Here is a 12,675-nt window from a genome sequence, read left to right as displayed (position 1 = left end):
CATTAATATACAGGCTCAAAACTAAAATAATTACTGTCATTTTAGCTTATTTAGCCTGTACTCAGTTAGTGATATTCCTTTATGGGGATAACGAGTGTACTTGTGGAGGGTTTATAGGGCTATTTGACGGGTTATTGTCTGTCATATCGAAAGCGAAACATGAGCTATCCGTGATCTATTCACCGCGCCATTGAGCATTAAAGGTACCTGTGAAAATATATTTAAACATCACAATGCAAATAGTAATACTACAACACGCTGATAATAGATTCCCTATCTCGTTCGTAACCTCACTGTAGGGAATGACGGGGTGAGTTTTGCCATCACTGTAAAAAGCGGCTGGAATCAATTGCTATATTTCAGCAGCAAATAACGCGGGTTATTCTTCGTCATCTCGGAAGCGAAGCATGAGCTATCCGTGATCTATTCACCACGCCATTGAGCATTAAAGATGCCAATAAAAATATACTTAAACATCAACGCAAATAGTAACCTTACGACATACTAATAATAGATTCCCTATCTCGTTCGTAACCTCACTGTAGGGAATGACGGGGGTGGGTTTACCGTCACTGTTAGGATTGGTTTATTCCAGACGTAAAAAAGCCGCTGTAAAAACAGCGGCTTTCTTAAATATGACGGAGCTGCTTCGAGGATTAGCGGATTTGAACCCTGCTTTACTTACTCGGTCTAAACTCCCACTTTTATTTAGATGTAAAAAAGCCGCTGTAAAAACAGCGGCTTTTTTGAATGTGGCGGAGAGATAGGGATTTGAACCCTAGATACGCTATAAACGTATGCTGGTTTTCAAGACCAGTGCTTTCAACCGCTCAGCCATCTCTCCAATTTTTATATCTCTTTAAAAAGAGATATGGCGGTGAGGGAGGGATTCGAACCCTCGATACGTTGCCGTATACACACTTTCCAGGCGTGCTCCTTCAGCCACTCGGACACCTCACCACATTGTTGCCAACAACGCTTTGCTTGTCGACGGCGTGTAATATATTGATTTATAGGATCAGGGTCAAGAGTTTTTATGTGAGTTTTTTCTATTTGTCGACTTATACTGCGATTTGCACTGTTCTTGTACCAAAATCACTAATTCACCTTTTAGAAACAACAAAAGCACCTCGATGAATACTTTTGATAAATTCAAATAACGGTAAAAACTATTTAGAGTGTTGGTTGAGCACACGCAGTAACACGGAATATTCTACGGCATAACTCAAGAAACTGACCATAAACAACACCTAATGCACCAGAAACTAAAATGTTACTCATTACCGCTGTAATGACTTGTTCTTTATTTGCACCCACAGCCAAAAGGATACACGCGTAGATAGGTGACTGGAACACAACATAGGCCACCATATCTGACATGCCTTTCATCCATCGTGCCGGAGACAACCGACGGCCACAACCAATAATATAATCACGGAACATGCCATAAGGCCATGCAATCGCAATATTAATCGGTATTGATAGCGTACGTGATGCTAATGACTGTTCAAATGACATACCTGAAATAAAAATTTCAATCATCATCCCAGTAATAAAGCCAAACACTACCATTGCAAATATATCTGCGGCGGCATTTCTGACTCTAAATGGCACTTTAATAACAGACATTCACTTCCCTTACTCTAACAAAATCAACAAGTCTTGGGCATACATACGTTATTTAAAACTACTTAATTCACACCACGTAGTTCATGTGCGAATTAAAACAGCTTTTTTATAAAAGAAGGTTCTGTATTTGATATTGGTTTCGAGTTAATGACTGTTATTTAAGTTAAATTTGGGATTTTTATCTAGTCTAAAAATAACCATTAGAGCATTTAATTATCACGATTAGTTTTTTAATACCGCAAATTAATAACAACTAAAAATCCGAATTTAAGAGTAAATTCGGATTAGTTATTTTATATGTATTTATCGTTCTTATTTACGCCAAAGATGACTGCGGTAATTTAGGTAACTTAATCGTTAGTGCAATAATGAGTGAAACAATTAACAAGGCAAACATTAAATAGAACGTCGCGATAAAACCACCAAAGATGGAAGCAACAATTGATCCAATAAAACTACCGATACCAAAGCCTAAATAAATAATGCCGTAATTTTTAGTAAGGTTATTTAGACCAAAGAAATCACTAACTAATGAAGGAAATACCGTGATTGTGCCACCAAAGCTAAAGGCAATGCAGGCAACAGCAATATAAAAACTCATCTGACTTTGATGAGCAAATAATAATGCGCACACGCCTGTTAAACACACCACTAATGAGATAGCCACAACCTTAGTTCGTGCCATTTTATCAGATAGAATACCTAGCACTAAACGTCCACTTAGGTTAGCTATCGCAATAATAGCCACACTGGCCGCGGCAACCTCTAGTGATAAGTGTACGTAACCCTGACCGATATCTTTGGCAACACCAATAACATACAAACCACTCATGCAAACAGTCAAAAAAACTAAAGCTAGCATCCAAAATTGTGGGCATTTCATTGATTGTGAAAGACTGAAATCACGCACTTCAGCAGCAGATTCTGTGGTAGATACTTGTTGTTTCGGTGCATCTTTCATCATTAAGCCGCCAATGATAACCATGACCATTGCAATAATGCCCCAGTAATCAAAGGTGCTTTCTAAACCATTATGCTCAAGGAAGTACATATTAATGAATTTAAAACCTAAACTCCCTAAACCATATGCACCAATCGCGCAGGCAGAAATTAACCCTTTACGCTCAGGAAAGAATTTCACGCAATTAGACAAGGTCATTAAGTACCCGGTACCGTCAGCAAAACCAATTAACAATCCAGCAAAGATATATAACAACCAAATATTGGTAGCATGTGCTGTGAGTAATAAACTCGCACCTAATAAAATACCCGCCCCCAGAGTAACGTTACGCACCCCGAAACGCTCTTGCATTTTACCCGCCATTGATGACGCAACCGCCAAGGCTAAACTCATAATACCAAAAGAAAAAGCAACACGACTGACGGGCTCAGATAATTTACCTGCAAGTTGGGAATTAAATAAACTCCATGTATAAACTGAACCTAAAGCAAATTGAGTTATAACTGTGCCTAGTAATGTAAAATAACGGCTACGACTGGTAATTTGAATGGTCATGATGACGTCCTTTTTTCGGTGAAATACTCAAGGCCATATTGCAGATTGCCTTGTTGCTGTTCACAAAAATACGGCAATAACCATAGATAACAAGAGGGTAAAAAAACAATAAAATCAGCGGTAATGTATGAGGGATAAAATGCAATATAGCGGCATGAAATGCATTTTGCCGCTAATCATTAGTTAGCGTTTACAACTGCATTAAGCACCGAAAAGCTTTTAGATTGCTACGACTCACGGGAATATGCGGCTCAACATGGGCTAATTTGATCATATAAGTACTATTAACCCATGGAATGATCTCTTTAACATCATTAATATTTATACAATAAGATCGGTGACAACGAAAAAAATCACTCGTTGGTAAACGTAGCATTAATTCACTTATCGTAATCGGTGCCACAAAACACCCTTCAGCAGTATAAACATGTGTTACTTTTTCATTGGCAATTGCACAGCAAATATCACTAATCGCAGTAACATGAATGTGATTATTAAGCATTAGATTAATACTATGGCTGCGTATATTTGTCGTAACTTGCGGTGGTTCTTGAGCTCGAGTCTGTAACTTGGCTAATAACCCTATCACTCGTTGCTCGTTAAGTGGCTTCAATAAATAATCAACCGCTTCTAATTCAAAAGCATCGACTGCGTATTCTTTATAAGCTGTTGTAAATACAATTTGAGGCTTATGAGAAAATTGAGCAATATTACGCGCTAACAACATGCCATCAATTGATGGAACATTAATATCTAAAAAAACAACATCAACCTTATTAGATTGCAAAAATTTAAAGGCATCCAGTCCATCATCAAACGCAGCAATAATATTAATAGTGCTATGTTTTTCAATTAAATAAGTTAACTCTTCACGAGCAAGATATTCATCTTCCACGATCAAGGCATTTAGTTGCATGATATTAATCCTGTTCTTTTACAAAAAATTGCATACTGGTTCCTTGCTCAAGCCGACTAATATGTAATCCATCGCTATATAATAATAATAACCGTTGATGGACATTATTGAGTCCAATATGGTGTGAATCTATTTTGCTTTGGTATAATTTGTCGATAATTCTTTGGCTCATACCAACGCCAGTATCAGTGATCGTAATCGCTACATCATCCTTTCTTCTCTTTACTGAAATAACAACTTTTCCAGCTACACGAGAGGGTTGAATACCATGTAAAATAGCATTTTCAACTAATGGCTGAATCAATAAGCAAGGTATGCGAGGATGGACATCATCAATATCAAACACCACCTCTAATTTGGATCCAAAACGTGCTTGTTCAATAGCGACATAGTCACGCACTTGCTGAATTTCTTCTTGAATATCAATTAATTCAATATCTCGTTCTAAATTGTAACGTAGAAAATCGGCTAAATTTGCAATAAGCTGCCGAGCTTCATCTGGACGAATACGAATTAACGTTGAAATCGCGTTAAGTGCATTAAATAAAAAGTGCGGATTTATTTTACTTTGCAGGGCTGAAAACTCGGCTTTCGCTGCCATTTGCTTTAACTGCTCAATACGTGAAACCTCCATCTGGGTAGATATGATTTGTGATAAACCAATCGCCATTTCACGTAATGACATGCGAATATGATCAGGCTGACAATAAAATATTTTAAGGGTGCCGCTCACTTCGCCATTTTCCCACAATGGAATAATAAGTAATGAATGAAAATTATGTACGTTAAGATTATTACTTATTATTTGTTCACCGCTTTCTACCGCTTGGCGAGTCATTTGACTAATTTTATGGTGTGCATCTAAAAAATGCTCTTCCCCACGACCAACATAAGCACGCACATCTTGCGTATTAGTAATTGCAACAGCGTCAGCATTCGTATAAAACCGAATAATACTGCATACTTTTTGTAGAGCATTACGGTTATTAATACGAAAGTAAGGTAACGTTTTATTAGCAATATCAAGGGCGAGTTTTGCTTGTTGAGCGGCAATAAGATCTTGTTCTTCATCGAGATCTTGCACTAATTTAATGATTAACCCAATCGATAATGTACCAAGGATCATAGGGAAGCTAATATGCGTAACAATATTATAAGCCAGTGCTTTATTGTGTGATAGCAACACAATCAATACCATCGTCAGTATTTCGCAACACATTCCAGCTAAAATACCCAATTGAGCATAATTTTTTTTAGCGCACTGACAATGGATCCAGGTTGCTAATAATCCAGCAAAAATACTCGTTATTAAGCACGCTACCGATGTAGGGCCATCAATATCAATTAAATAACGGTGAATACCTGCAATAATGCCCGCAGGAATACCTATCCATGGCCCAAAAATAATACCACCAGATAACACGGCAATAATACGTACATTAACCAGTGAACCATCAACATTTAAACCTGTATAAGTACTAAACACCGCAAATACAATAAACAATGCTGAGATCATCGCGGTTTCAACAGGCCGTCGATGGGTTTTCTTAACGATAGATTGAAACAACTGGGTACGCGTTAATAAAAATAATGTCATCAACATCAATGCTGCACGTTCAAATACAGCCAATAACATCATAAATTGTTCGCTATACATTGTTTCACCTTAACCATAAGTAAAATTATGAGACACTTAAACCTGTTTTAATACCGCAAAGACATTACGTAATTAAGGATTATGTTATTAGTGAAGGCTTCATGTTTTAATTAAAATCAAAAATAAGCAATTTAATGTCAGTAACCATACTTTGTTTATCTTTTTAGACACAAGACAACAAATATATTTGACCACTACTAGGTTGTTATCAAGAGACTGTTACAATAGTCATATAAAGTTCAGCGATGCATGTATAGTTTATGCATCTGAACACTTAATCATTATCAAGCTGAGATTGTTTTATGCCTTCACAATTAAGTACTATCCTGGAAAACTCTCAACTAGCAGATCAACTGCTATCTGAATCACAAACGCGCGGCTTTGTTACTGCCATGGCAGCAGCACCACACCTTATTGATCCTACAGAATGGTTAGCGTTTATGTGGGGTGGCGAAGAAACATCACCTTTCGATAGCCATGAAGACTTAGAAAATTATGCAAAAGCAATCATTGCAATCTGGAACGAAGCGCGCGCTGCATTATTTGAAAGCACTTGGCAATGGCCTGAAGGCTGTGCATTAGACGATAGTCAGATTGTTACCGAAGTAACCAGCAACTTCTGTGAAGGTATGTTACAAGGTTGGCAATTAGCACGTGATGACTGGGAAACAATAATGCCGCCAGAAAGTGAAGATAATGCCCTACTTGGTGGCGTATTACTTTCTTTTAGCTTGTTATTTGATCCTGAAACAGCATTAGAAGCACTTAAAGAGCAAAACGCAGACGCATTGGCGCAGTTTGAAGAAATCTTCAACGCGATTCCCGTTATGCTATGTGGCCTAACACAACGTGGGGCACAATTAGTTGCCGCCCAGTAATATTGACTGAAATAGCAATAAAAAAGGCGACCCGTTCTGCGAACTCAAATAAGTATCAGAACGGGTCGCCTTTTCTTTTGTTACAGTAAGTAATTACTTACGCATTACCTTTTACTTTTAATTGTAACTCAGCTGCGAAACCTAACATTCTGTTCAGTGGAATAAGTGATTTCACTCGAATGGCTTCATCAACAAAAATTTCATGTTGCAGACCACCTTTAGCTAAAGCCGTGTAAATTGCTTTCAAACCATTCATCGCCATCCACGGGCAATGTGCACAGCTACGACATGTCGCCCCAGCCCCTGCCGTTGGCGCTTCAATTAATTCTTTATCTGGCACCATTTGCTGCATCTTAAAAAAGATACCTTTATCAGTTGCCACTATTAATTTGGTCTGTGGTAACGTTGTTGCCGCTTTTATTAATTGACTCGTCGAACCGACAGCATCAGCTAATGCAACCACACTGGCTGGCGATTCTGGGTGCACCAAAATAGCAGCATCAGGGTGTAGATACTTCATCTGCTTTAGGGCTTGTGCTGAAAATTCGTCATGCACAATGCACTCCCCTTGCCACAGTAACATTTCAGCGCCAGTTTGCTTTTGAATATAACCACCAAGATGGCGATCAGGTCCCCAAATTATTTTACGACCTTCACTATCGAGGTGATCAATAATTTCTAATGCGATACTCGATGTTACTACCCAATCAGCCCGTGCTTTCACTGCGGCAGAAGTATTAGCATAAACCACGACAGTATGATCTGGATGCTGATCACAAAACGCCGTAAAGGCATCAACTGGACACCCAAGATCGAGTGAACATTCAGCCTCTAAGGTTGGCATTAACACTTGTTTTTCTGGGGTTAATATTTTTGCTGACTCACCCATAAACCGCACTCCACAAACAATCAAAGTTGTTGCTGAATGTTGATTACCAAAGCGCGCCATTTCAAGGGAATCACCGACAAAACCTCCCGTCGCTTCAGCTAGAGCCTGAATCTCGGGATCGGTGTAATAGTGTGCAATCAATACTGCATTATTACTCTTTAGCAGTTGCTTGATTTTTGTAATGTAAACCTGCTTTTCATTATCCGATAATAGCACTGGTTTAGGTGGAAATGGATAGATCATTTCCGATGGATCAAATGTAATATTCATTATTCATTTGCTCGTCAGTATTCCTTACGTATTTGATCATTATACCCATGATTTTTGAAATATCATCACTAACCAATAAACAGCTGCATAACATCACATTCACATAAAATACTATTACTACGCATTATATTCTTAAAAGGCATGCATAAAAGTGAAAATTCTTTCTTTTTATTCTGAGAATCCTCTGAGAACATCTCAGAAAAAATATAATTGATATGAATCACAGTATTAATACTTACTATATTAAATAATATCTTATCGCTTTAATGCACCGATTTAACTACCTGTAGAAGAGGTGAGACATTGATGAATGTCTATAACTATCATCAAGCTAGCCCTTACGGCACATTACTATAAATTAAGCCGAAAAGCCTTTCTCACTTGAGAAAGGCTTTATTTTTAAATATTAAGCTATTTTTTGAAACACAAAAAAACGCGCTAATAATTTCTTTCGGTAAATGAGTATTACTCAATACTTTTACTATATTTACGTTTTGACCAAAAAAAACATGGGTTTCAAGTTCGGTAATAGAAATATGTCTATCTGTATGTTCAAAGATATACTTTATGAATCGATAATTCCCACTACCATCACGTACTGAGATTATTTTTTTACCATCACAAAAAACTGTTTTAGTCTTATCATCAAAATATAAGTGTTTTTCTTTCTCATCAAAAGACATCAATAAATAGATATACGAAACAACAGTCATGACACAGAAAAAAATAAGCATCACAATCATAAAGAGATTCATTTATCTAACCTATTGAGCCTGTTTACAAATTTCAGAAATATTCTTCATAGTAACCCAATGGCTAAATCGTTGAGGATCATTTTGGCATAAAGTAGTAATTGAGCCTGTTTGAGCAGTCCAGCCATCTTGTTTCCATTGCTTAATTTTAGCTAAGATAGTGGCTTCTGAATTCGTAGATGGTAGAGATTGAGCAATAATATTGAACGCATTTTCCCCTGCCATTTTAGTGACATTCTCTTGATTCATTTTAACGCCATAAATAAAGACGCCACCAGTGATCCACCCAGACAAAGCCAATAAAACTAAGAATACCGACATTAATTTATTCATAAAAATAACCTCGGTAGTTATATACGTAAACGGCAGATTGTTACGATTGCTGAATCCGAAAGAATGCGTTTTAATTTATCACGGTCATTATCACAAATTGTAGTAACAGAACCTGTTTGAGCCGTCCACCCTTTTGCAAACCAATCTTGAATTTGCGCAATAATTTCCGAATCTGTTTTTTTATCTTGTAATGATTGAGAAACAATATTGTAGGCATTCTCAGTGATCTTATCATTGATGAAAGTACGATCATTACTTAAATGTGTAAACATCAAATAAGCGGCAAATAGCCAGCCAGAAATTGAGATCAGTGAATAACATAATATTTTTTTTTGATTTAACAAAATAACTCCAACTATTCGTAGTAGTAACATTACATAGAGTAACAGCAGCCACTCATTTTATATGGCCGCATAATACCAAAAAAAACAGTAGTTTACACTATTAGAATAGCACTTTTTTGCATTCACTCATTAACCAAATAAAAGCCGATACGATCTTATGCACAACCAATAAAAAGACAAAAAAAACCCACAAAAGATGCAGGCTTTTCACATATTCAAGCAAAAGTTTATTACTTTGATAAATTCATTAACGCAGACTGTGCTTGCTTTGCACTAGTTGAGTTAGGATACTCTTTCTCAACTTCCGTGTAGTAAGACATCGCTTTAGCAGTGTCATTATTACGCTCTGCAATAACACCAAGCTTTAATAATGCATCCGCACGCTTACTTGAATCTTTAAGACTTGCCACAACTTCAAAATTCTTTGCCGCTTGAGCTAAGTTATTTTGAGAAAAATGCAGCTGGCCTAACCAATAGCTCGCATTAGGCTTATACACGGAATCAGGATAAGTGATTAAGAAAGTCTCAAACGCTTGGGTTGCGCCTTGGTAGTCTTTCTTTTTCAAAATCAAATTCACTGCATTTTGGTAAGCATCATTCTCACTCATATTTTTAGAGTAGGCTTCTGTCGGTGCTTTAGTTGTCTCTTTAGCTATTGGTGCTGTTTTTTCTGGCTGACGACTTAACTGGTCAACATCCTTATATAACTGGCGTTGACGTTCTTTCATCTGCTTAATATCGTAGCTATTACGTTCTACTTTGCCACGAATATCATCAATATCAGCAGATATTTGATCTAACTGACGTTGGACCTGCAATTGTGATTGCCCTTGTGCTTCAAGCATTCGCTCTAATGTTTGTAAATTAGCTGCTGAAGCAGGAGCGGCGACCACTTGGGTCGCCGCGCCAACCAGCAACACTAATGCAAATTGACGCATTATTTTGTTACTGTTCATAATTATCAACCTAGATATTAATTAGTATACGATCACTGCACGGCGGTTTTTGGCATAATCAGCATCAGTATGTCCGAACAGTAATGGTTTTTCTTCACCATAACTAACAATAGACATTTGATTTGCAGATATACCTAATGCTTGCAGGTATTGAGCAACAGCTGTTGCACGACGCTCACCCAACGCAATATTATATTCAGGTGTACCACGCTCATCAGCATGACCTTGAACAACTACTTTTGTATTTGGATGGTTACGTAAATATTCAGCATGAGCAGCTAACATATTTTGATATGCTGGTTGGATTTCAGCGTTATCAAATTTAAAAAAGACTGTTTGCTCTTCTTGACGCAACTTTTGCATTTGTTGCTCATGCAATTGCTGCTCAGTCATCGTACCACTTTGAGAAAGCGGTGTAGAAATAGAGCTTTGACCTGCGTCATTAAGACCGCCAATGCCACCTATTTCAGCACTGCTATTTTGGTCTTGAGATCCAGCAGAAGTACCAGCACTATCTGTTGAGCTACATGCTGCCAACGTCATCATCGGTAACGCAATGGCTAAGCCTTTTAAAATTCGGTTAAGTTGCATCTATTTTCATCCTTCATCATTCAGTAATACCCGTTAACTGGATATATTATTGTTCTATATTCCTATTATAGGAATGGACCCCAAGCAGGAGCTCGTACACGTTTACTTGTGGACGGTAAACGCGCTTGAAATCGACCGTCAATAGACACTAGCGACAATTCATAGTTATTGTTTTGTGCTGAGCTATAAATAATCATACTGCCATTAGGTGCAATACTTGGTGACTCTGCTAATTTTGCTTTCGTTAGAATCTGAACAGCACCCGTTTTTAAATCTTGTTTAGCAATGTTATAGCCACTATCTGAACGGTTTACCATCACTAAAGAACGCCCATCAGGGGTAATTTGTGCCCCCATATTCTGACTACCTTGCCATGTTACACGCTGTATATCACCTGTGGCTAAATCAAGATGATAAATTTGTGGGCGTCCGCCACGATCTGACGTGAAATACATTGATTTACCATCAGGTGTCCAAATTTCTTCGGTATTATTAGCACGACCATGGGTTATTTGACGTAATTGCTTTGTTGTAAGATCTTTAATATAAATCTGTAAACTACCCGTCTTTGATAACACCATTGCTAGCTTAGTGCCGTCAGGAGAAAATTGTGGTGAACCATTATGACGAGGATAGTTAGCAACAAGTTCACGCGTACCTTTGTAAATATTCAATACAAAAATTTCAGCCTTACCATTCTCAAAGCTTACGTAAGCTAACTTACTACCATCAGGAGACCATGCAGGTGACATTAGTGGTTGCTTTGATTTAAGTACGACACGCTCGTTATAACCGTCATAATCAGCAACGCGTAATTGATACGGGAACTGCGCCCCTTGGTTATTATCTACATAAGCAATGCGGGTTAAAAAGGCACCACGCTCGCCAGTTAGTTTTTGATAAACCATGTCAGAGATACGGTGCGCGGATTGACGCATGCGGTTCGGTTTTACAACCGCACGGTTATTTAACAGTAAGTAATCACTCGCTGTACCTTGTGTATCACTATTCAACTTACCTTTAACAATATCAACCAGTTGGTAGCTAATAACATAATTACCTTCGGTATTTTGAGTAATACTGCCCGTCACGACAGCATCAACACCTAATTTAGCCCATGCACTATAATTAATTTGGCTTTCATTATAAGGACGTTGAGGTAATTTATTATTCGCTATTGGATTAAATTTACCACTGCGTTGTAAATCAGAAGCAATAACGGCTGAAATATCAGTAGGTAATTTATTTGTTCCTTGCCATTCAAAAGGCACAATGCCAATTGGGCGAGCGGAGTCAACACCATCAGTGATGACCAAATCAAGTGCTGCATGTGCAAATTGGCTAACGCTTAATAAGGCAAAACATACACCTATCATCCAACGTTTCATCAATCACTCCTTATTAGTTACGAAAGCCGCAACTATTGTTGCGGCAAAAATAGAGTCAGCATTCAACAAGTCCATAGATAATCTACGGACTAACGGTTAAATTAATTTCCCGCAATTGTTTAGCTACATCCGGGTTATCTGGTATCGGAAATTCACTTACCTGTAATACTGCCGATTTAGCAGCACGGCAAAGCGTATCATTTCCTGCTAACTGTGAAACATCTAACACTAAACCATTCGCTGACAAACGTAAGGTTAACTTACATTCTTGACCTTTAAAGCTTTGATCAACTAATAAGTTTTGTTGAATCATTTGCTTATAAATAGCGCCATAACGCGCCACTTCATCAGCAATATGCTTACCTCGCGCACCTCCTCGTTGTTCATTTTCAGCTTCTAATCCTGAAAACATATCATTGAGTGCAGCGTCTTGTTTTGCTTGTGCCTTCGCTTTAGCATCTGCCTTTGCTTTAGCATCTGCCTTTGCTTTAGCATCTGCCTTCGCTTTAGCATCTGCCTTTGCTTTAGCATCTGCCTTTGCTTTAGCATCTGCCTT

At 37.9% G+C, this 12,675-nt stretch carries 13 protein-coding genes and 2 tRNA genes; 1 reads left to right on the top strand and 14 read right to left on the bottom strand.

From position 1 onward, the window contains the following. Nucleotides 1-753: 753 nt before the first annotated feature. From Q0V26_RS17105 to Q0V26_RS17080, 6 genes are all read right to left on the bottom strand, one after another. A tRNA-Ser gene (locus Q0V26_RS17105) sits at nt 754-844 on the bottom strand. 28 nt (nt 845-872) lie between these two features. Beyond that, nucleotides 873-960: transfer RNA gene (locus Q0V26_RS17100), tRNA-Ser, on the bottom strand. A gap of 213 nt (nt 961-1,173) precedes the next feature. After that, entirely contained in the window at nt 1,174-1,629 is a 456-nt protein-coding gene (locus Q0V26_RS17095; protein ID WP_297486075.1) for an L-alanine exporter AlaE, read from the bottom strand. Nucleotides 1,630-1,945: 316 nt separating this feature from the next. After that, nucleotides 1,946-3,145: an OFA family MFS transporter gene (locus Q0V26_RS17090; protein WP_297486073.1), complete on the bottom strand. Its 1,200-nt coding sequence runs from the start codon at nt 3,143-3,145 to the stop codon at nt 1,946-1,948. A 190-nt stretch (nt 3,146-3,335) separates the two neighbouring features. Then, nucleotides 3,336-4,061, bottom strand: coding sequence for a LytTR family DNA-binding domain-containing protein (locus Q0V26_RS17085; protein WP_297486070.1), 726 nt, complete (start codon nt 4,059-4,061; stop codon nt 3,336-3,338). 4 nt (nt 4,062-4,065) lie between these two features. Next, a complete protein-coding gene (locus tag Q0V26_RS17080; RefSeq protein WP_297486067.1) occupies nt 4,066-5,718 on the bottom strand; it encodes a LytS/YhcK type 5TM receptor domain-containing protein in 1,653 nt (550 codons plus the stop codon). 302 nt (nt 5,719-6,020) lie between these two features. Between Q0V26_RS17080 and Q0V26_RS17075 the strand changes: the two genes are divergently transcribed. After that, nucleotides 6,021-6,596 carry a UPF0149 family protein gene (locus Q0V26_RS17075; protein ID WP_297486064.1) on the top strand — a complete coding sequence of 192 codons (576 nt, stop codon included), beginning with the start codon at nt 6,021-6,023 and terminating at the stop codon, nt 6,594-6,596. Nucleotides 6,597-6,693: 97 nt separating this feature from the next. Here the strand turns inward: Q0V26_RS17075 and nadA are convergent, their stop codons facing one another. The 8 genes from nadA to tolA form a co-directional block, all read right to left on the bottom strand. Further along, nucleotides 6,694-7,755, bottom strand: a complete 1,062-nt coding sequence (nadA, locus tag Q0V26_RS17070) for a quinolinate synthase NadA (protein ID WP_297486061.1) — start codon at nt 7,753-7,755, stop codon at nt 6,694-6,696. A gap of 377 nt (nt 7,756-8,132) precedes the next feature. Continuing rightward, nucleotides 8,133-8,510 (bottom strand): hypothetical protein, encoded by a 378-nt coding sequence (locus tag Q0V26_RS17065; protein WP_297486058.1) that lies wholly within the window; start codon nt 8,508-8,510, stop codon nt 8,133-8,135. Nucleotides 8,511-8,519: 9 nt separating this feature from the next. After that, complete coding sequence (locus Q0V26_RS17060) at nt 8,520-8,840, bottom strand: hypothetical protein (protein ID WP_297486055.1); 321 nt, start codon at nt 8,838-8,840, stop codon at nt 8,520-8,522. A gap of 17 nt (nt 8,841-8,857) precedes the next feature. Beyond that, on the bottom strand, nt 8,858-9,184 hold the full coding sequence (locus tag Q0V26_RS17055) for a hypothetical protein (protein WP_297486053.1): 327 nt from the start codon (nt 9,182-9,184) through the stop codon (nt 8,858-8,860). Nucleotides 9,185-9,414: 230 nt separating this feature from the next. Then, nucleotides 9,415-10,140, bottom strand: coding sequence for a tol-pal system protein YbgF (ybgF, locus tag Q0V26_RS17050; RefSeq protein WP_297486050.1), 726 nt, complete (start codon nt 10,138-10,140; stop codon nt 9,415-9,417). Between the two features lie 21 nt (nt 10,141-10,161). Further along, nucleotides 10,162-10,731 (bottom strand): peptidoglycan-associated lipoprotein Pal, encoded by a 570-nt coding sequence (gene pal, locus Q0V26_RS17045; protein ID WP_297486047.1) that lies wholly within the window; start codon nt 10,729-10,731, stop codon nt 10,162-10,164. A 65-nt stretch (nt 10,732-10,796) separates the two neighbouring features. Beyond that, on the bottom strand, nt 10,797-12,119 hold the full coding sequence (gene tolB / locus Q0V26_RS17040; RefSeq protein ID WP_297486044.1) for a Tol-Pal system beta propeller repeat protein TolB: 1,323 nt from the start codon (nt 12,117-12,119) through the stop codon (nt 10,797-10,799). Nucleotides 12,120-12,201: 82 nt separating this feature from the next. Beyond that, a partial coding sequence (gene tolA, locus Q0V26_RS17035; protein ID WP_297486041.1) for a cell envelope integrity protein TolA occupies nt 12,202-12,675 on the bottom strand: 474 nt, incomplete at its 5' end.

Origin of the sequence: uncultured Photobacterium sp. (assembly GCF_947039875.1) — a bacterium.
Classification (GTDB): Bacteria; Pseudomonadota; Gammaproteobacteria; order Enterobacterales; family Vibrionaceae; genus Photobacterium.
This window is presented reverse-complemented; position numbering and strand designations above follow the sequence as displayed.